Annotated in this window: 18 protein-coding genes; 5 read left to right on the top strand and 13 right to left on the bottom strand. The window is 51.0% G+C overall.

Annotated elements, in window-relative coordinates; genetic code table 11:
• The first annotated feature begins 88 nt into the window (after nucleotides 1–88).
• Nucleotides 89–1,405, top strand: a complete 1,317-nt coding sequence (locus J2T14_RS20025) for a deoxyguanosinetriphosphate triphosphohydrolase family protein (protein ID WP_307473569.1) — start codon at nucleotides 89–91, stop codon at nucleotides 1,403–1,405.
• 70 nt (nucleotides 1,406–1,475) lie between these two features.
• Here the strand turns inward: J2T14_RS20025 and J2T14_RS20020 are convergent, their stop codons facing one another.
• Nucleotides 1,476–2,429, bottom strand: coding sequence for a nucleoside hydrolase (locus tag J2T14_RS20020; protein ID WP_307473567.1), 954 nt, complete (start codon nucleotides 2,427–2,429; stop codon nucleotides 1,476–1,478).
• An 80-nt stretch (nucleotides 2,430–2,509) separates the two neighbouring features.
• Here J2T14_RS20020 and J2T14_RS20015 point away from each other — a divergent pair, with 80 nt between their 5' ends.
• On the top strand, nucleotides 2,510–2,665 hold the full coding sequence (locus tag J2T14_RS20015; protein WP_307204732.1) for a DUF1540 domain-containing protein: 156 nt from the start codon (nucleotides 2,510–2,512) through the stop codon (nucleotides 2,663–2,665).
• 121 nt (nucleotides 2,666–2,786) lie between these two features.
• Here J2T14_RS20015 and J2T14_RS20010 read toward each other — a convergent pair whose 3' ends face one another.
• Complete coding sequence (locus J2T14_RS20010; protein WP_307473565.1) at nucleotides 2,787–3,677, bottom strand: M15 family metallopeptidase; 891 nt, start codon at nucleotides 3,675–3,677, stop codon at nucleotides 2,787–2,789.
• A gap of 349 nt (nucleotides 3,678–4,026) precedes the next feature.
• On the opposite strand from J2T14_RS20010, the gene J2T14_RS20005 reads away from it, so the two are divergent.
• Nucleotides 4,027–5,895, top strand: a complete 1,869-nt coding sequence (locus tag J2T14_RS20005; protein WP_373458176.1) for an LTA synthase family protein — start codon at nucleotides 4,027–4,029, stop codon at nucleotides 5,893–5,895.
• Nucleotides 5,896–6,009: 114 nt separating this feature from the next.
• On the opposite strand, the gene J2T14_RS20000 is transcribed toward J2T14_RS20005, so the two are convergent.
• The 7 genes from J2T14_RS20000 to J2T14_RS19970 form a co-directional block, all read right to left on the bottom strand.
• Nucleotides 6,010–6,609, bottom strand: coding sequence for a nitroreductase family protein (locus tag J2T14_RS20000; protein WP_307473562.1), 600 nt, complete (start codon nucleotides 6,607–6,609; stop codon nucleotides 6,010–6,012).
• A gap of 79 nt (nucleotides 6,610–6,688) precedes the next feature.
• A complete protein-coding gene (locus J2T14_RS19995; protein WP_307204728.1) occupies nucleotides 6,689–7,102 on the bottom strand; it encodes a DoxX family protein in 414 nt (137 codons plus the stop codon).
• Nucleotides 7,103–7,614: 512 nt separating this feature from the next.
• A complete protein-coding gene (gene bcp, locus J2T14_RS19990) occupies nucleotides 7,615–8,088 on the bottom strand; it encodes a thioredoxin-dependent thiol peroxidase (protein ID WP_307473559.1) in 474 nt (157 codons plus the stop codon).
• 28 nt (nucleotides 8,089–8,116) lie between these two features.
• Nucleotides 8,117–8,809 carry a VOC family protein gene (locus J2T14_RS19985; RefSeq protein ID WP_307473557.1) on the bottom strand — a complete coding sequence of 231 codons (693 nt, stop codon included), beginning with the start codon at nucleotides 8,807–8,809 and terminating at the stop codon, nucleotides 8,117–8,119.
• On the bottom strand, nucleotides 8,787–9,878 hold the full coding sequence (locus J2T14_RS19980; protein WP_307473555.1) for an asparaginase: 1,092 nt from the start codon (nucleotides 9,876–9,878) through the stop codon (nucleotides 8,787–8,789). Before J2T14_RS19980 ends, J2T14_RS19985 begins: the two co-directional genes overlap by 23 nt.
• 170 nt (nucleotides 9,879–10,048) lie before the next feature.
• Nucleotides 10,049–11,371: an ABC transporter substrate-binding protein gene (locus J2T14_RS19975; RefSeq protein WP_307473553.1), complete on the bottom strand. Its 1,323-nt coding sequence runs from the start codon at nucleotides 11,369–11,371 to the stop codon at nucleotides 10,049–10,051.
• A 42-nt stretch (nucleotides 11,372–11,413) separates the two neighbouring features.
• Nucleotides 11,414–12,448, bottom strand: coding sequence for a GGDEF domain-containing protein (locus tag J2T14_RS19970; RefSeq protein ID WP_307473551.1), 1,035 nt, complete (start codon nucleotides 12,446–12,448; stop codon nucleotides 11,414–11,416).
• A 257-nt stretch (nucleotides 12,449–12,705) separates the two neighbouring features.
• Here J2T14_RS19970 and J2T14_RS19965 point away from each other — a divergent pair, with 257 nt between their 5' ends.
• A complete protein-coding gene (locus J2T14_RS19965) occupies nucleotides 12,706–13,269 on the top strand; it encodes a PadR family transcriptional regulator (protein WP_307473549.1) in 564 nt (187 codons plus the stop codon).
• Nucleotides 13,270–13,276: 7 nt separating this feature from the next.
• Entirely contained in the window at nucleotides 13,277–15,133 is a 1,857-nt protein-coding gene (locus J2T14_RS19960; RefSeq protein WP_307473547.1) for an ABC transporter ATP-binding protein, read from the top strand.
• A gap of 619 nt (nucleotides 15,134–15,752) precedes the next feature.
• Here the strand turns inward: J2T14_RS19960 and J2T14_RS19955 are convergent.
• From J2T14_RS19955 to J2T14_RS19940, 4 genes are all read right to left on the bottom strand, one after another.
• Nucleotides 15,753–16,643 (bottom strand): carbohydrate ABC transporter permease, encoded by an 891-nt coding sequence (locus J2T14_RS19955; protein ID WP_307204721.1) that lies wholly within the window; start codon nucleotides 16,641–16,643, stop codon nucleotides 15,753–15,755.
• Between the two features lie 93 nt (nucleotides 16,644–16,736).
• A complete protein-coding gene (locus tag J2T14_RS19950) occupies nucleotides 16,737–17,627 on the bottom strand; it encodes an ABC transporter permease (RefSeq protein ID WP_307204719.1) in 891 nt (296 codons plus the stop codon).
• A gap of 118 nt (nucleotides 17,628–17,745) precedes the next feature.
• Nucleotides 17,746–19,392 carry an extracellular solute-binding protein gene (locus J2T14_RS19945; RefSeq protein WP_307473544.1) on the bottom strand — a complete coding sequence of 549 codons (1,647 nt, stop codon included), beginning with the start codon at nucleotides 19,390–19,392 and terminating at the stop codon, nucleotides 17,746–17,748.
• A 256-nt stretch (nucleotides 19,393–19,648) separates the two neighbouring features.
• Nucleotides 19,649–20,938: an ABC transporter substrate-binding protein gene (locus J2T14_RS19940; protein ID WP_307204717.1), complete on the bottom strand. Its 1,290-nt coding sequence runs from the start codon at nucleotides 20,936–20,938 to the stop codon at nucleotides 19,649–19,651.
• Between the last annotated feature and the right edge of the window lie 19 nt (nucleotides 20,939–20,957).

Genomic DNA, 20,957 nt, shown 5'->3' with positions numbered 1-20,957 from the left:
TAAACGGCTGACACCGGCCTCTGGCGGTAATAAGCTAACAACTGCCGCCCCATCATTCGGCGGCAGAAGCAGCACGGGAGGATCGACTATGGACTTACGCAAGCTACGTTTGGACGAACAAGCTCTTGGCACATTCAGCGAAGAGCGTGACGAATATGAACGCGACTACTCACGCATCATACAATCGCCCTCTTTCCGAAGACTGCAAGGGAAATCGCAAGTGTTCGGCGCGGGCACGGGCGACTATTACCGAACGCGGCTGACCCATTCCCTCGAAGTGTCTCAGATTGCCCGCGAGGTCGCGCGCAGGCTCGGCAAGCAATACCCGTTCCTATCGCTCGGCCACCATCCCGGCCTGATGCTTGATCCGGCCGTGGTCGAGTGCGCCGCGCTGGCGCATGACCTTGGACATCCGCCGTTCGGCCACAAGGGCGAAGAGGTGCTCGATTCGCTGCTGAGCGAGGAATACGGAATTAAGTACGAAGGCAATGCGCAGAACTTCCGCATCCTGATGTTTCTGGAGAAACGCGCAGGCAGCGGCAGCGGTCTCGATCTGACCGCAGCCGTCCTCCTGGCCGTGAACAAATACCCTTTCGGCCTTGACGAGCCTGGCAGGCTTAAAGGCGTATACGGCACGGAATGGACGGAGATCGAGCAGCTTCGAAACCTATGGAATATGCCTGTAGGCTGCTCGACGCTCGAAGCCCAGCTCATGGATCTATGCGATGACATCGCTTATTCCACCCATGACATTGAGGACGGCATTCGCGCAGGCAAGATCCAGATGAACCGCGCGTTCTTCGAAGACAGCCGCCTCATCGATCATCTCGTTCAGGAGATTGTCGATGACAAGGGCAATACGGGCATCGGTTGGGAGCAGGTCGACATTCCGGCAATGGTGAAGCGCGTGCTCGGCTCGTATTTCGAGCAGTGGGAGGCGCTTTATGTGAGCTGCGACCGCGAGCCCTCTCGGACAAGACGCGAGATGAAGGCGCGCTGGGTGAGCAACTTCGCCGGCAAGGTCGGCATTATCGACGATCCGGACAAGGACTGGAAGAAAGTGACGTTCGTTAACGGCGACAAGCAAGACATCGAGCTGCTGCGCACGATGGAAATATTGAAGAAGCTGGCTTGGGTCACGCTGATTAAGGATTTCCGCGTGCAGCGCCTTCAAATTCGCAGCGAAATTATGATTCGCCGACTGTGGGACAGCTTCAAAGTACCCGATTACGGCCGTCTCCTTATCCCGCCGGATTGGATCGACAACTTCGAGAATCACCGCAGCAAGTGGAGCTGGCCGCGCTTCGTGGCCGACTACATCTCCGGCATGACCGACGCGTACGCCGAAAAGGTGTATGCCGAGCTGTACGCCAGCAAGTCGGGCTCGATCTACGAGGTAGATTAACAACAAAGCCGCCATAGCGGTGAGATGTCGTACCATCTCTCCGGCCTTGGCGGCTTTATTCGTATTCGTCCTAGATGTTGCTTACCGCACTTGCCGCAAGCTCTGTAATATAGTCGAAGAAACGGTCCGGATCGACGTCATAGACGAGGCTGACGGGTCTGCCGCCTTCCTTCTCGATGGTACGGCCTTGGCTCGGCCCTTCATCGATGACCGCGCTGTGAACGGTCTTCACCTTAACAAGACCCGGGTTGCCAAGCGCGGCTGTCGTCAGTACATCCCACAAATAATAAGTCGAGTTTGTCTCCATATACGTAAGCGGCGGACATACGGCGTAACATTGTCCAACAAAATCGATGCCCTCCTTCTTGCGAAGCGAAGCCCAACGATTCCTTACCGCTACGGTAAGCGGTACTTTGATCGTGCTCTCCAGCGCGACAAGCGTGATCGCAACCTCGCTCGCCCAGACGCGTGCAACCGCCTCCGGATCCCAGTAGGCATTCCACTCGGCCGTTCCGTCATGCTCCGGCTCCAGCACATTGCCTTTCTCGTTGAACGTTCCGCCCATCCATACGAGCCGTTCGATCTTGCCCTCGATGTCCGGCGCTTCGTCCAGCGCTCTTGCCAGATCCGTCAGCGGGCCCGTGAACAGCAGGGTAACCTTCTCCTCCGACTCGCGCAGCTTCTGAATCATATGCTTATGGGCAGGCAGCTCGGCTACGGCCGTCACCATCGTTCCCGACTCGTTCAAGATAGGCAGCGCATCGACATAGAACGTATGCATCCGCCATTCCGCAGGGAACGGATTGCGGCCGCGCGAATTCGATCGTGCCACTTCAATGGCGCTGCCCGCTGCATCGCTTCCGAAGCGATCGATGATTTTACGGCTGGCTTTCACGCCAGGCTCCAAGTAGCCGTCCGCCGGAATAACGGACACGCCCGTCAGTTCGACATCCTTCATCTGCAGCAACAGAAATAGCGATACGAGATCGTCCACCCCGGCATCGTGATTAAAATATAGTTTCAATGTCCATTCCCTCCGGTCTATGTTCGGGTATAAAACGATATATCGTTTGTCCATCCTAGTGTGGAGGAGGTGAATTGTCAATGGCTAAAGATGTATTATGTGAGGTCAACTCCTGCAAGTACTGGGCGCCGGGAAATCTGTGCGCCGCATCGTCGATTTACGTGGTCAACAACCGCAGCAAACAAGCGAGCAATTCGGAAGAAACCGACTGCAAAACGTTCGAACCAAAGATTTAAACGAAACTCCGACAACTGCAAAAGCAATAAGAAAGCGGCGTGAAGCGGCTGTCGTCGATCGGCTGTCTTAAATGACCGTTCCGATCGCGCTGCCCTTCCTCGCGCCGCTGCTATTGTTGCTCTATTTGCTTACCGGTATCACGCCGTAGTATTCTTCAAGCGTATCCCCGCTTTGCGCCAGTTCCTGAGCAAGTTCCTTGCCAACATATCGCAAATGCCATGGCTCGTATTGATAGGTCGTAATTGCATCCTTGCCCTCCGGATATCGGACGATGAATCCGTATTCCGCTGCATGCTCGTCCAGCCAAGCCGATTCCGGCATGTCGCCGAAGCAGTCTTCGACCGCGCAGCTGCCGTCGCTAGCCGTCACGTCAATAGCAAGTCCCGTTTCATGCTCGCTCGTACCCGGTACCGCACTGTATGTCTTCGCTTTCTCGAGGCCGTCCTTTTTCACGTATCGGTCAAAAAGCGACGTTTGCGTCTGATGCGAGCGATAAGCGGAAACGCCGGCAAGCGGCAATCCGTCAGCGTCTGCGGCAGCGAACATCTTCTCGAGCGCGGAAGCGGCTTCTTGGCGCATCATTCGCTTTTCGATTTTTTCATCAAATACGAATCGTACATCCGGGTATACTAAATCCGTCGGATTGTAATCCTCAGGCAGCTTGTTGACCGGATTGACCAGCGCCGTTATGCTATCGGGCTCGGCAACGACGGCGATCTCGTCCTGCGTTTTGACGGGAGGTTCCTCCCCTGAGGTGTCGGCACCGCTATCGTCAGGAGTTTCGGTCGGCAGTATCGCGCTGTCTCCGTTTTGGTCAACGGCATCATCAGGACCGGCATCAGGAGCAGCACCCGTAATAATACCAGTACCCGCGCCGGCTTCAGCTTGTCCCCCTCCATTGAATATATTGCCCCATATCGTCTCAAGCGTTCCCGTCTTCACGAAAGAATAACCAATTGTGAAGAGAAGGCATAATATTAGGATGAACCATATTCTTCTTCGTTTTTTCATGCTGCACCTCTACACTTTATTTTTTCCTAATTATTCTAATTCATTCGCGATGTATGCTGAATCATATTGCATAACAATTGTATAACAAAGTTATAGACTAATGAAACCGGCAGATTGTTTCACTTCTTGCAGAAGGAATAAATGAAAATAATGAGAATGCCGTTCATTTAGCAAATTATTGCGATTGCAGTAAATATTGAACTGGACATCGAGGGGTCATTTGCCTTTGACATAGCGTTATCAAAAAGAGCATAATGGATGTAAATGAGTCGTAAACATTTATATTACTTGAAGCTTGCTGGCTACTCCGAGAGATAGCCTGTTTTTGCTGTGAAAGGTAGGCGATAATGTGTCATCCGTAGCATCCAAACGTATCTTGAGCACTCGTCCCATCCTATTTTTCGCGTTTATTATGCTTCTCAAAAGCTACTTGACGTGGATGGTTGTTTTTGAGGATGGAGTATCCTGGACGACGATTCTCAAGGAAGTTCCGTTCGTACTCATCGTTTTCTGCTTGATCGAATGGTTCGCATCGAAGCGGAAGCTTGTTTATTATTTGATCGCGAATCTAGTAATGACGCTTATACTATTCGCCGTCTTAATGTATTACAAGTATTATGGCGTTATTGTCACTTATTTTGCGCTGGCGCAGGTCAATCAGGTCACTGCCGTCAAAAATAGCGTGTTCTCGCTGATGGACCCGTATTACTTGTTTATTTTCACCGATATCATCATTATGGCCGTCGTTCTGTTCGCCCGCAAAAAAGCGTTGAACTGGAAGAAGGAAAGCTCGAAGAAAGAGAACAAACGTCTCGTTGTCGCTTTGTTCACGATATCGATCGGCCTGTGCTTGTTCAACATTTTGCCTAACCGTGCCAGCATGAACGAAATCGTGAAGGCGGAGCAAATGGGCATTCTCAACTATGAGGCGTACATGATTTTCTCGGATAAAGAGATGGAGTACGTCGATCCGAACCAAATTACGCAACTGAAAATCGATACGCTCAAAAACGCGCAGCCGCCGATTCAGCCTGTACTTTATAAATCGGCCGAAGGCAAAAATCTGATTATCCTTCAGATGGAATCTTTCCAGAACTTTCTCGTCAACTTGAAGATCGACGGGCAGGAAATTACGCCGAACTTCAATAAGCTCGTGAACGAGAACTATTATTTCAAGCATTTCTACCAACAGGTTGGACAAGGCAACACGTCCGACGCCGAATTCGTCGTCAATTCGTCGCTCTATATTCCGCCTCGCGGAGCGGCAACGCAAATGTATGCCGACAAAGAGCTGCCAAGCTTGCCGAAGCTGCTGAAGGCTCACGGCTACGATACGACGACCTTCCACACGAACGTCGTTGAGTTCTGGAACCGCGGCGAGCTTTATAAGGCGCTTGGCTTCGACCGTTATTATGACCAGAAGTTTTTCGGACATGAGGATACGGTATTCTTCGGTCCTTCCGATGAAATGCTTTATGCGAAAACTGCAGCCGAGCTGGAACGCATGAGCGAAAGCGGCAAGCCGTTCTACTCGCATGTGATTTCGATGACGGCGCATCATCCGTTCTCGCTTCCCGAGGATAAGACTCACATGACGCTGCCGGATCGTTATGAAGGCACATTCGTAGGCGACTACATTCGGTCTCAGAACTATGCTGATTACGCGCTTGGACTGTTCGTTCAGGATTTGAAGGACCGGGGCATTTGGGACAACAGCTTGATCGTCATGTACGGCGACCATCTCGGCCTGCCGATCTACTCCCTGGATCGCGACGACAAAGAGCTGATGGCTGAAATTTACGGACGTGAGTATGGCTACACCGATATGATCAACATTCCGTTTGTCATTATTAACCCTAGCGCTCCTGAAGCGAAGGTATACGACCAATTGGGCGGTCAAATCGACGTATTGCCAACGGTAGCGAACTTGCTTGGCTTATCGCTTGACAACCAAATTCACTTCGGTCAAGACTTGTTCAACCAAACGTACAATGTGCTCCCTCAGCGTTATTATTTGCCGAGCGGCTCGTTCCTAAGCAGCCAAGAGCTGTTTATGTCCGGCAGCGGCTTTGATGACGGCAAGCATCTTCCGATCGCCGGAGACGGCATCAACGAGCAGGAAGCGACGGAAGACGAGTACCAGCGTGCGCTTGAACTGCTTAAGCTGTCCGACAGCTACGTGAGCCAGTTGCCGAGCTGGAAGAAGGAAGAGAAGTAATGTTTATAGTATCATGATGGAATGAATAGGAAGAACACCGCTTACCTTCCTGGACCGTTGTCCGGAAGGAGGCGGTGTTCTTTTTTATCGGCTGACCAATTACGTACAAAGGACTTATTGAAAAATCTTCACGCGATCCGAAAGGGGATTAATATCCTTCCCGCCCGGCTGTGCCGTTGGCTTGCCGAATGGCATTTGGGCGATAAGCTTCCACGACGTTGGCAGTTCCCAGGTGGCGCGGACCTCATCATCGATGATCGGATTGTAGTGCTGCAAGGATGCGCCAAGGCCTTCCTGTTCAAGTGCCGTCCAGACAATGAATTGAAGCATGCCCGACGATTGATTCGACCAGATCGGGAAGTTATCCGCATAAGACGTAAACTGATACTGCAATGTTTCTACAACCATCTGATCTTCGAAGAAAAGAATCGTTCCATAACCGGCCGAGAAATTGTTGATCCGCAATTCCGTCGATGCGAACTGCTCCGCAGGCACGATCTTTCTTAGCGTTTCTTTCGTAATGTCCCATAGCTTATCCGATTGCCCGCCCAGCAAGACGACGACGCGCGCACTCTGGGAGTTGAATGCGGAAGGCGCATATTTCACGGCATCGTCAACGATCTCTTGAATGCGATCCGCCGATACGACTTGCTCTTTGCTCAATCCGTATATCGATCTTCTTTCCTTTACCGCTTGCATGAAATTGTGACTCATCTTTCATTCCTCCAGTTCTAATTTGTAATTCAATCTATTTTTTGCTCTTGAACGATCCATTTGGTTGGATATACGTTCTTTACTTCGCTTGGAACAGCCCGAATACCGCATCCAATGAATGTTCTCCGGCACCGATCAATGCAACGCCGATAACGACAGCCAATAGAACCAGAGGATACTCATAACCGTTGGCCGTTGCCCACAGCCCGTTCGGACCATGAACCTTCACGATAGCGCCCACCATCGTAAGCGCGATCAGCAGCGCAGCAACCGGAGTCAATAGCCCCGCCGCGAACAGCGTACCGCCGGCCAGCTCGAGTACCCCGGCGAATATAGCCATGGCGACACCAGGCTTGATACCGACCGACTCCATCCATCCGCCCGTCCCTTTCGGTCCATAACCGCCAAACAGACCGAACAGCTTCTGGGCACCGTGACCGATAAACAATGCACCAACTACAACACGAATGAGCAATAATCCTAAATCCATCATTTTAACCGTCTCCTCTTCATCCTAATTTTTTATTAATCTTAAATTTAAGATATATGGCAGGACTATGCTTCACTAGAAATGCTGCTTGCTGCTTAAGTCATTCACACGTCCGAGCGTCCGAGTTGATATCACGGTCATCACCTCATTCATTAATCTTTAATTCGTATCTCTTGAATTTAAGATAAATGAATTTAAGGTAAATGTCAACTTTTTTTTCATTATTTTTCTTTTGCCTGTAGCCGTACTTCTCCCTTGGAACGTAAGGACCTCCAAGAAGCTCCTCATCTTAGGTCTCATCTTACGGGGTCCTGTTCATTAAACTATATTTGCTGCACGAATTTCATTATTTCTTTAACCGGGCGCCCGTCAGTGCAATCGAAAATGATCGTATTTACACTTCTATTTTCCTAGGCTATAACGGGGTAATCGAAGCACGCTTGAAATAGGCAATAAAAAAAGACACCCAGCCAAGCTAAACATAGCTCGCTAAGCATCTTTCTCGACATGCTCAATTACAGTCTCTTGACCGCTTCGAGCACCTCGGCTGCATGGCCTTCCACGTTCACGCTGCGCCATTCCTTGGCGATCTTGCCTTGTTCGTCAAGGAGGAACGTCGAGCGCTCAATGCCCATGAACTCCTTGCCTTCCCAGCTGCGAAGTTTCCATACGCCGAACAGCTCCGATACTCTATGCTCCGTGTCCGACAGGAGAAGAAACGGCAGCTCATGCTTCTCGATGAATTGCTCATGCGACATCAGGTCGTCCGGGCTAATGCCGATTACAGCCGTATTATGCTCAGCGAACTGCCCGTTAAAGTCTCGGAAGTCGCAGGATTCGGCCGTACAGCCCGGCGTCATATCCTTCGGATAAAAATAAATAACGAGCTTCTTGCCCGCGTAATCAGCGAGCTCCGCTTCCTTGCCGTTCGATGCCTGCAGCTTGAAATTCGGCACTTGATCGCCTACCTGCAATACCGTGTGATCCATCCCGCATTCTCCTCTACTCTGCTCGATTTTATTTTGTTCGATTTACGAGCTGCTGCCCGTTCTCATACAAATACAATTCGCCAATCCCTCGTATTTGAGCCCGTATCGGGAAGCTCTCCGCTGTTTTATCCGTAAAGTGCCATCTGCCCCCAACGGTCCGAATAATGAACAGTCCCTCGTCATCGCCGACCGGGTTGAAGCTGTCGTCTCTTGTCTTGTACGTCGGTATGCCAATCGCTTCGAGTTCATCGACCGCTGTCCGCACATCATGCGCCGGCAATCCGATTTCGCTTATGTTCAGCACATCTTGCTCCGCATCGAAAGGTCGATCCACTTCATTATCCATCGTATGGCGCGCAATCAACTCCAATATATTTCCCGCCGGATCGGCAAAATAGACAGAATGCGAATTCCAGGAGGCACTGTAAGAGACATCCTCACCAGCCTCAACGCCTAACTGTACATGCCGGCTTATCCACGCCTTCGCTTCATCCAGCTTGTTAGCCGGGATATTGAACGCAAAATGATAATAAGGCTTCCCTTCCGTGCTCTCCGCCGACACGAACGTCAATTGGGAGCTTCCTGCTTGAAAGGTAATGCGCCCGCTCTCCCCCCCGGCAACTATAGGGAACCGCAAAATTTCGTTATAAAAAAGGATAAGCCCCTCCAGCGGCCCTGCCGTTAGGAACTCCGCCCTCTCAATAATCATCGCAAGCTTCATTCCTCTCGTAGAAGATCGATGTTCCCGTCACGAACGACTTGACGCTATCGCGTCCGTCCGCCGCCTCGCCGTATAACCCCCATCCAAGCATCAGCTTCGTAAGCGCCGCCTCTACCGATAGCTTTTCAATGACGATCGCTCCCGCCTCGATCAGCTTCAGTGACGAGGAGTAAAGCGAATCCGAGCTATCCTTGATGGGGCATAGGTAAACATCAATGTTCTGTGCCCGGCATGCTTCTATAAACCGCGTAAGCGAGTAAGGCCCGTCATCTGCCGCACAGGCCGTACCGGAGTGATGGAGATCATGCAAGATCGCCTTCGGCCGCTCATCCCCGTCTCCAAACCGATAATAGCTATAATTCAATCCCGGATACGGCTTCACATAGACAATGCTCGAATCTATGACGAACGATTCCGGTTTCCATGCCGCCAATCCGGCACTTTCGCGTCCGCGAAGCTTCTCCGGCGACGGATTAAACTCATGCGCCAGCCACTCGAACCGACGGTTGGTCATCTTGCCGTACGGAATGCCATAAGGACAACGGAACTGATCCGTAAACGGTTCGCATTGCGTAATTCGTGTGCCGAGATAAACGATCGGCTCTGCCTGGTCGTTCGCATACACAACAAACACGCCTGGCAGCCCGCTATCCATTATGTAATCGATCGAGTGGCCGAAGTTACTGAGGCCGTTGCTGCGCTCGTCGGCTAACGGATAATTGCTTGCCGTGAATACAAGCGGTATCGTAATATCCGCGAACAAATAACTGAACATCGCAGCCGTATAGGCAAGCGTATCGGAGCCATGCGTTACAATAATGCCCGTATAGGCGTTCCAGTCCGCCTCCTTGATCGCGGCGGACAAGGTGCTCCAATGATTCGGCGTCATATTTTCGCTCAATATATTAAGAGGTTGAATCGTATCCATCGCGACATCATTCCGCTTCCAATCGCTAGCGTTATAAGCGTCAAGCAAGGCATACGAACCCGCCTCATTTACCTGTATCTCGCCGCCCGCGCTTCTGCTGCCAATCGTCCCGCCGGTAAACACAATCAATAAGCGCTTCATAGACTTGTACTCTTCCTTTCACCCATTCGGCTGTCCATCTTATCGTAACGACGATACAGGGGAAGGTCAACCTTCATCCTTCACGCTGCCCATATGGGTTAGTGTAAGCGAATGCAGCGGCGTCCATTCATGTTCATAGTGCTTTCGCGCCTCAAAAATAAGCTCAAGCTCTATCGTCGCCACATTTCATCCAGCTCGCTAAGCAACTGCTCCGCCGTCCAATCCCCCCGCAAATACTTCCTAAGCATCTCGGGCCCCTCTTGTGTGTAGACGGCATTATTCGCAAAGCCGCCTAACGATTTCGTTCCCGCATAACGAAGCGGATCGTTGTTCATTAGAATATAAGGAGCAAATGCACCGGATGTTAAGTATTCCATGTCGCTTGCATCGTTATAGATCGGAATGATGCCCGTTTCCGCCGCAAATTTCATATGGTTATCCGGCGACGAAAGGAAGGAGATCAACTCCCACGCTTTATCCTTATGCTTCGAATTGGCCGAAATTCCCCAACCTGCCCCGCCAATACTGTAATAAGATAAGCCATCCGGCCCGGCAGGAAGCGGAGCCGTTGCCCAAGTGCCGTACTTCAGCTGCTCCTCGATGAGCGCAATCGCATCCGAATCTTGAATCAGCATCGCCGTCATGCCGCTGGCGAAAGCATCCACCTGCTGATCGATGCCCCAAGCGATCGATTCCGGAGGCGATATATCGGCGTAGAGCCGACGATAGAGCTCCACCGCCTCCAGCGCCCCGCCATATGCGAATATCGTTTGGCCGTCATGCCGGTACATCGGCTCGGATAAATTCACTTCATCGCTATTGTAGTCTTGAATGATCTGATTCAATACGCGGGTTGCGCCCGTTCCTCCTCGGAAAGCGAAGCCAAACTGGTTGCGCGAAGGACTCGTAAGCTGCTTGCCTACAAAATATAACTGCTCCCACGTTTCCGGCACTTGAAGCGCCTTAGCGTCGAACAGGTCTTTGCGGTAATATAATTGCGACTGATATAAGCCGTTCGGAATGTAATAAGGCGTGCCATTCAGATCGGTTGCCGCCAAGCGGGCGTTCTCGTTTAACAACCGGTATTCGTGCCAACCGTTTATGTAAGACTCAAGACTTGTAATTAACCCCCCAGCGATAAAAGTCTGTAAATTTCCGGTTCTAACTTCTACAATATCCGTGCCATGCTCCTCGTTCAGCAGCGACATAATCTTCTTATCTGCCGTTGCGTAATCAGTCGGAACAAGCACAACCGTAATGCCGGGATGCTGTTGTTCAAAATTTTGGATAAGCGCCTTAAGCGATTTGGTCCTTATATCGTTAGGAAGGCTCTGTACAAGCTTCAAGGTGACGCTTTCCGTACCATTAGGCGAGTTGTTTAATCGACTGGCATTGCCTCCGTTAGTGGAAGTGCAGCCCCCCAACAAAGAAAGCACAAGTACGAGTAAGAGCAAGAGCTTATTCCAGAGGCGCTTCCTCCCCTTGTTATCCATTCCATCCCCTCCCCGTACCGCATTCGTTGTTCCATACCTTATTTATCGGTTGGCAACTCCCCATACAATACAGTTACGGCCTTGTTTCTTAGCTGAGTATAATAATAGATCGGCAGCTTTCACCACATCGTCCGTCCATTCCTCGGAACGGATGACGGCGCCGAAGCTCATCGTCACGCCAAAGCTTGCTCCAATCGACTCAAAGCTGATTTGGCTAAGCGCGTTACGGAAGTTTTCCAGCAGCCTATTAGCGGCATCCTCCTGCTGCGTGTGCAAAATAATGGCGAATTCCTCGCCGCCGTATCGATAGACAGTGCCCTGTTTATCCGGTATGCAGGCCTCCAGCAGATGCCCGACTTGTTTCAATACAAGGTCGCCGGTTATATGACCGTATTGGTCGTTGATTTTTTTGAAATGATCGATATCGGCCATGACGAGCGTGAACGGCTTCTGAAGGCGGAGCTGAGTCTGCAAATTTTCTTGGAAAGCGCGATGATTGTGAAGCCCGGTCAAATAATCTCGCTTAGCCAACTCCTGGTAGAAGCGCTTTTCGTTCCGATAACGCCTCTCTCTAGCAACGATAAGACCGCCAAGCAGCCCTACTAACAAGAAGAAGCAACTGTTCAGGGCAAGATAAAGCAGCCTATCCGGACCTCCATCAGCAGGTTGAAGCAGCGTAATTGCAAAACAAGCCGCGTTCATGATTAGCGCTGTCAGTATGCCTCCCCTTACGTTCCAGTAGATCGACGCATGCAAAATAATAAGATAAGCAATCGGCAGCAACGGACTGCTCGTCCCGCCCGTAAAGGCGATAAGCGCGATATAAGCAGCCATATCCGCTCCTACGGCAAGCTTAGTCATCGCCGAGTAGCGCGGCGACCGACGCGGTGCCCGGAGCAGGACCCATTCCGCTGTTCCCATATAAAGCAATCCGAAGCCTAATAATAGAGCGAAGCGCCAAGTGTCTTCCTTCGTCTGAAGATAATAGAAAACGTATACAATTCCGGCAACAACTAAGAAGAACCATCTGAGCAGCGAGAAGATTCTTTCGAGAAAATGGTCGTTTTTGAAGTTCATATCTTCTGCACATCCATAGGAGTCGAATGAATAACGTTGTTCCTATTTTAGCACAACGGACTGCCCAAGATCATCCCACTAATGGAGGATAACCTCTGTTAAAAAATTTTGACCGTAAGCAAATAATAATAATAATCATTGTCAATGATGATAGAAGGCAGCATATAAAAGCTATTGCGAAAATGACTATTGACTCCAATACGATATATCGTTAACTTAGTATTACGATATATCGTATTACACAAATGAGGTGAATCATGAAACATACCATGCATCCGAATAAGGAACATGTCCCCGGCAAACGTTACTTCGGCCGCGGCGGCGTGAAGATCGCGCTGCTCAGACTGCTTGCCGAAGAGCCCATGCACGGCTACCAAATTATGAAGACGCTCGAGGAACAGTCGGGCGGACTCTATGTCCCTAGCGCCGGCAGCATTTACCCGACGCTTCAAGCTCTTGAGGAGAGAGGCTTCGTTTCTGTTCAAGAGGAAGAAGAAAGCAGTAAAAAAGTCTATCTCATCACCGAGCAAGGGCGATCCGCTCTCACACTCCTTCCCGAGAAGCCCAAATGCGGCGAGGACGGAAGATACTCCCCTGAGGTCGAGGCTTTTCGATTCGAAAAAATGAGACGCAAGCTAGGCCTATCGGCCGAATCCTTCGATCTGCTCCGCCTCGTAACACGAGCCGAGCAAGAAGCCTCGGCAAGCAAGGAGCTGTCTTCCAAGCTTCAATCGCTGTTATCCGAGCAGCAGCAGCAGATCAATGCTTTGCTTGATGCGTATGCGCAGCAAGCGCCGGGCGCCTCCACGGAAAGGGAGTGATGCACGCATGAATCCGAATCCCGGCTTTATGGGCAACAACCGAATGTCGCCGACACCGGCCAAGCGGCCGGCTCGCGGCAGCATTTGGAGCATGTACAAGCGGATGTTCCTCCATGTAAGGGCCCAATGGCTGCTCATGGCAACCGCATTCTTCTGTATCATCGCGGTCTCGTTGCTTGAGTTCGCCATCCCGAGGCTTACGCAATTGACGATTGACGACATTATTCCGAACCAGCGATACGGCAGCTTGATCTGGATCGCGCTTGGCGTTCTCGGGACGGCATTGCTGCTCGGTTTGTTCAATTATTTAAGCAGTCTGTTGATGGCTTCCGTCGGGCAGCGCGCCGTATACGATATACGAGGCGAGCTGTACCGGCATATCCAGCGGATGGATATCGGCTTCTTCGACCGCAACCGCACAGGCGATCTGATGTCGCGCGTCACGAACGACGTCAACATGCTCCAACAGCTCGTCTCGTCGGGCATGATGTCGATCGTTACCGACTGGTTCACCTTCATCGCCGTTGCCGCCTATATGTTGTGGATCAACTGGCAACTGACGCTTATCGTGCTTGCCACCTTTCCATTGATGCTCATCACGACCCAGTTCTTCGGCAAAAGGATGCGGGCCGCCTTCAAGAAAGTGCAAGAGACGGTTGCCGAAGTCAGCAACCATCTGCAAGACACGCTATCATCCATTCGGCTCATTAAGTCGTTCTCCAACGAAGACTTTGAAGCGGAACGCTTCGCTCTGCGGAGTGAAAGCAATATGAAGGCAAATCTACATGCGGTAAAGACGCGGGCGGTGTTCGAGCCTTTTATCGACCTGCTCCTGTTCACCGGGCTTGCTGCCGTATTGTTGTTCGGTGCACGCTTCACGATGGACGGCAGCATGACGATCGGCACGATCGTCGCGTTCATGGCTTACCTTCGCCTGCTGCAAAATCCGATCCGCCGCTTCAGCCGCACGATTAACACGATTCAGCAATCGGCTGCCGCTTACGAGCGGATCGTCGACATACTTGGAACGGAGCCGCAGGTAGCCGATGCTCCGGATGCAATCGAGCTGACGCATGCGGAGGGGCGGGTCGCATTCGACAACGTCAGCTTCGCTTATCACAACGACGTGCCGGTGCTCACGAACTTTGATTTCGAGATTGCGCCCGGCAAAATCACGGCCATCGTCGGTTCTTCCGGCGCCGGCAAGTCGACGATCACGCATTTGATGACGCGGTTCTATGATCCGCAAGAGGGCACCGTCTCGCTGGACGGCATATCGCTTAAACGACTGAAGCTGGCGTCGCTCCGCTCGCATCTCGGCATCGTTTCGCAGGATATCGTGCTCCTGAACGGCACGATCCGAGAAAATATCGTCTACGGAAAGCACGGCGCGTCGGACGAGGAAGTCGAGGCGGCGGCGCGGGCCGCAAGCGCGCACGACTTCATTATGTCGTTCCCGCAAGGGTATGACTCGCAGATCGGGGAACGAGGCGTGAAGCTGTCGGGCGGTCAGAAGCAGCGCATCTCGATCGCCCGAGCAATATTGAAAAATCCAGCCATCATCATACTGGATGAGGCAACGTCCTCGCTCGATACTGAATCGGAGAAGTCGATTCAGGACGCTCTCGCGCATCTGCTCGAAGGCCGCACCTGCCTCGTCATCGCGCACCGTCTCTCGACGATCCAGCAGGCCGACACGATCTATGTGCTGGATAAGGGCGTCATCCTCGAATCAGGAACGCACGCGGAGCTGATTGCAGGCCAAGGCAAATACAAGCAGCTCTACGAGCTTCAGTTCCCGCAGAAGGAAGCTGCTGCACCAGTTGCCGAGCTGGAACCGCCGAAGAAACAATTTACAAGGTAGCCGCACCGATACCGCTCTGATGTTGAGCCTATGTTGGATATAGCGACTGGCGATTAACTCGTTAAACCGAATCTGATGCCGTATTACGATCCTTTTAAAGGGATCTGCAAAAACAAAGGCTGACCGATTAACAAACAGCGATGATGCATGCAAGTGTAACGGACCTAAAAGTCCTTATCTGACCAAAAATTGCACGTTTGATCGTTTGACGGACATGGATGGCTTTTAATCTAAAAGGAGAGGCTTAATATGCATAAATTGGCGATCTTAGCATCACCTCCGTCCGTTAGAAATGAAAAGAGGCTATTTATATCCAATAAAGGTCATCTGGGTCGGCTAGAGTTTGTTCGTTGATTGGTCAGCCGTAGAAAAAAGAGGTTGTCAGGAATAGCTTCAAAACACCAAAACGATCACTTAATAAATGAATACGGGATGGATCAGGTGTTATTTCTGCTCCGTCCCGTTTCTATTTTGGTCCATTACCTGCTTTCAAATAAACAATCAGCGAAATCTCGCCCCTTCCTTGTCCGAGCCGAAAGGGGCGAGCAGAGCGCCTTGCACAGTGTCTTTACTGCTAGGGACCGGCTTCATGAACGCATAACGCGCGTAATGCGCAAGTTCACCCTTTGACGCTGCCAAGAACGAGGCCAGTCGTAAAATATTTTTGCAGAAAAGGATAAATCGCCAAAATCGGTATCGCGCCCAGAAACATTTGGGCGGCGCGACCGGTGCGTACGTTCATCATCGCCAGCAGCTGAGTATAGTCGGTACTGGCTCTCAACATAATTTGTTCAAAGCTGAGAAGCAGCGTCTGCAAATAGCTTTGCAGCGGATAATTCGCCGTATCGTTCATATAAATAATGCCGTCAAACCAAGAATTCCAATGGCCGACGATGCTGAACAGACCGACTGTGGCCAGCGCCGGCTTCAGAAGCGGCAGCAAGATTTGGACCAATATTTGAATGGGCCCCGCCCCGTCGATTGTTGCCGATTCTTCAATTTCTTCCGGCAGCCCTCTGAGGAAGTTCATCAGAATAATCATGCTAAAGACGGGGATCGCTCCGGGTAAAATCAAAGACCAGATGGAGTCGATCAACCCGGTCTGAACCACGATCAAATAGGTAGGAATCAATCCCCCATTGAACAGCATGGTAAAAACAAAAAAGCCCATGTAAATACCTCGGCCGAGCACTTTCTCCTTCGTCTTCGAAAGCGGATATGCCGCGAGCACCATTAAAATGAGGTTAATCAGCGTACCTAATACGACACGTTGGAGCGAAACCCACATTGAGCGAAAAAATTCATCGCCTTTAAGCGCAAACTCATAGGCTTTCGTATTAAAGTCGACGGGCCAAAACACGACTTCGCCCGCCGATACCGCGGCGCTGCTGCTGAACGAGACGGCCAGCAGGTTAACGAACGGCAACACGCAGATCAGCGAAACCAAAATCAACACCATGTAGTTAACGATATGAAACAGCTTCCGCCCCAGGCTGTTATCTTGAACCACGATCATCCCTCCTCAAATGTTTGCGTAAGCAAACATACTTCGTAAGCATGGGCTTAATGTTTGCGAAAGCAAACATACTTCGTAAGCATTGCCTTAGAAGATACGGTATCCTGCGACGCGATAAGCCAGTATATAAGATAAGACAAGTAAAATGCAGGAAACGATCGACTTGAAAAATCCGACCGCAGCGCCTACCGAATATTGCGCTTGTTGAATACCCAGCCGATACACATAAGTATCGATGATATCGCCTGTCTCATAGACGACGGGCGAATATAGGTTGAATATCTGGTCGAAGCCCGCATTCAAAATATTGCCGAGCGATAGGACCGTCATCAATATAATCGTAGGCATGAGCAGCGGCAGCGTAATGTAGATCGTCTGCTTCCATCGTTTTGCGCCGTCGATCAACGCCGCTTCATACAGCCCCGGGTCAATGCTCGTCAAGGCCGCCAGGTAGACGACAGTGCCGAAACCAAAGCCTTTCCAAATGTCCGTCACGATCATCGTCCAAGGAAACATGGAGGGACTTCCAAGAAATGAAATTGGCTCCGCTCCCAAAAAGACGAACAAAGAATTGACGATGCCGTCCGAACCCAAAATGTCGATCATAATACCCGCCATAATGACCCACGATAGGAAATTCGGAACATAGACCAGCGTCTGAAACGATCTCTTCAGCGCTGCACGCGCGACTTCGTTCAGCAACAAAGCGAAAATGACCGGTACGACGATGCCTCCGATCAGCTTGAAGAACGACATATACAGCGTATTCCAGATCGTTCGCACAAAATTAGGCTGTCTGAAAACGTGTTCGAAGTTATCCATTCCGACCCAATGCGATTTAAAGCCGAGACCAGGATTATAGTCCTGAAACGCTATGATCATTCCATATAGCGGAAGGTAACTGTAAATAAAAACGAGAATGACGCTCGGAATGAGCATAAGGTGGAATGCCCGTTGCTGTTTTAATTTTGTTAACATGTCCCGCTCCTCCGTTCACGTAAAGGAGGCGAGCGCATCCCCGCCTCCCCGTTTTCACCGCGAAACTTTGCTTTTGCCACCAAGGACGGCGTCAGCCGTTTACGCTTGTTCGGATTGCTTACTGCTGGCCATACATTGCGTTGACGGCTGCGGTCGCTTCCTCACCGCCGGCTGCATGCCAATTTTTGACGAGCGTATCGAAATAATCGATGCTTTCCGAGCCCATAATGATCTTCGTGAAGCCTTCGGTCAGAATGTCATCCAGTGTGGAGCCGTATTTGGCCAGCTCTTTCGGCGGCGCACCCCACATCGCGGTCTTTATATACTGGTTATTGTCGAGAATGGACTTGGCAAGGCCGTAAGCAGGCTTCGGCGAACCTTGCTGCAGATAGTCGCCGGTAGCCGCAGGAGTCGCATTCGTCATAAATTCAACGCTGTTATTGTATTTTTGCCACATGCCGCTTGTCGTAAATTGACTCGTATCTTTCGATTTCAGCGCTTCGCTCACTCGTTCGTACTGTTCATAATCCGTCATCGGATTAATGATCTTGAAGGCGCCTGTGACATGCGCGATGTCTTTGTCCAACATGGCGGACAGCGTCTCCGGCGTTTCCTTTTCGGTTCCTTCGTCGAGAATGTAAGCATAGAAGTTAAGAAGCTTAATGGCTGCTTCCGGGTGCTTCGACTTCTTATTCACTACCGTGTATGAGCCGTTCGCGAAAAAGACGGATTGCGTCGCCACTTGGCCATCGACGGTCGGAATCAGATAAGGATAGAACACCGCGTCTTTGCCCTGATTCGTTACGGTATCGACGCCTGGGTTATAACCCCACCATTGATAATACGGCTGCACGCCCGACTTGCCGGATACAATGCCGGAGTTCATGGCGCTGAAATCTTTAATCGGAAATTCCGGATCAATAATGCCAAGCTTGAACCATTCGGCCCATGCCGCGAGCGCATCTTTCATTTCCGGCTGCACCGAGCCGTACACCAGCTTGCCGTCATTGCCCGGAATCCACATGTCCGGATGAGCTCCCCAGCCGATTGCAAGCAGGTTCAAGTAGTCCAGCGACTGATCGACCGCAATGCCGTAGCCGCCGTACGCCTCCTTGAACTTCAGGGCAATGCTCTTGATATCGTCCATCGTTTTCGGATCCGAAAGGCCTAGCTCTTCTTTCCAATCGTTTCGGATCCAAATGTAGTCGGGCTGGTCGATGAACCCCCAGTGCATTTGCGGTATGCCGTACAGCTTGCCGTCTTTCTTGCCCGACTCATAACTGGCACTGTCGGCTTCCATATAGCCTTTCAACCGGTCGGAACCATAGGTGCCCAGCACTTCCGTCAAATCCATAATCATGTCCGCTTCGATCAACTGCTGCAGCTGCGTTGCGTTGACATGGAACACGTCGGGCAATTGATTGGACGAAATGGCAAGATTAAGCTTCGTATCGTATTCGTCGGTTACCCAATCCGTCACGACATCAATATTGAACCGCTCCTTGTAAGCGCGAGTCCATACGTTATTGGTCATATTGTCCCCTTCCGGGAATTGCGCCGAAGAATATTCGGCTCTTACCGTGTGAATGGTGACCGGCTCGGCATAGGCTCCGAACGCGTAATCGACCTCGCCTTCTGCATTCACCGACTGCTCAGGTTCTGGCGCAGACTTCGGATCATTTTCCGTATTCGCCGTATTTCCGCTGCATGCCGCCAGCAAGACGAGCGTCAGCACCATCACGATAGACAATAGCTTTTTACTCATAGTAACCCCCCATTTATCCTTTTGGTTGATACGAGTTTATTGTAAAAAAAAATGAGAGTTGGAGCTATCAACGTAATTGACAAGTTCCTGCTCCTTTCTTGACACGTTGGAGCCAGACTGCCGCGATGACTGCCCAAAAGTAAAAATAATGCCTGTGCATCAAAAAAAAGTGCAAGAAAATGGGCATCCTTCATTTTAAGCTCGACAAATAACCCTTCCCGGGGCAGGAAGGATTACAGTCGAACAAGAAAGCTGATTACGTTTTCGGTTCCGTTTCACGATTGCCGGCCCGGTCAATCGAAAGCTGTATTTTCGCTAATTCGCGGGCCAGGTCGGCTCCTCTCAGGTACTCATTCAATGCGTCGATCATTTCAAGCTGAAGCGACTCCGTCGTCACGATATGAGGCCAATAAATCATCGCTTCCTCGCTGGTAACTAGTTCGGAGATGCGGCGGACAATGGGATCATGGAGCAAGGCGCCGTTGACGGAGGGAACAGCCATGACTCCATTCGCCAGCTTTTCTTGCATTTCTTTTCCGTTCATATAGGCCAGGAATCGTTTCGCTTCTTCAGGATGCTCGCTGCTTGCGCTAACGACTTTATAAGAGCCGATATTCAGGTTCGGTACGGTGCGCTCTTCACCGGGCACCATCATAAAGTCGATTTCCTGTCCGGAATTGTTGACGTTCAGCCCCGACAGATCCCAAGTGCCGGTTACAATCATGGCAGCTCTGCCACCCACAATCAGATCTCTTGACTGTTCATGCTTCAACTGCTTCCAGTCCTCAGGCACGAAGCCGCGATCGATTATTTCCTTCGTCATCTTCATGGCTTCGACAAGCGTCGGATGATCCGTTCTCACCATGCCCTGTTCCAGATTGGCCGTCCAGATCTCGTCCGCACCGGCATTGGACATGAGCGAGCCGAAAAAAAATTGCGGCACCCACCATTCGGAATTAAGCGCGATCGGGATAATCCCTTGAGCTTTCAATTTCTCGCACAATTGAATTAATTCATCCCACGTTCGAGGGACGGAAAGTCCAAACTTCCGGAACATCGTCTTGTTATAGAGTAAGCCGTCCGTATGCATCAAGCCGGGAACGCCGTATACACGGCCGTCCTTTGTAACCGGCTCCAAAGTTGCCGGCAGGAAGTCGTTCAAGAAATCCTCTTCGCTTAAATCTAAATAAACACGCTCATCCAGCCGCCGGAGCTCCTCGAACAGACTAGGCGACCAAACGTCGAACACGTCCATCTGCTCGCCCCCGAGCAGTCTCGTCTTTAAACCCGCCGTATAATTGATGTTCTGAATATGGTCCACCTCGATGCGTATATCCGGATTCATCTCTTCGAATTTGGCGATAGCCTCAAAATAATGGCTTGCTGTCTCCGACGAATCCAGCATGAAGCTTGTATATCGCAGCACGACAGGGTTTGGCGACGCTTCCGTATCGGACGGCCCTGACGATTCGTCCGCGGCACAGCCAGCCAACAGAACGGCAGCCGCTGCGCCTATCCACCACAAAAGCCTTGCTCTTCCTGCCACCGAGTCCTCCCCCCTTTAT

The sequence above is a fragment of the Paenibacillus harenae genome, from assembly GCF_030812415.1.
Classification (GTDB): domain Bacteria; phylum Bacillota; class Bacilli; order Paenibacillales; family Paenibacillaceae; genus Pristimantibacillus; species Pristimantibacillus harenae_A.
The sequence above is the reverse complement of the archived record's forward strand: the minus strand, read 5'-3'. Positions and strand labels throughout refer to the sequence as shown.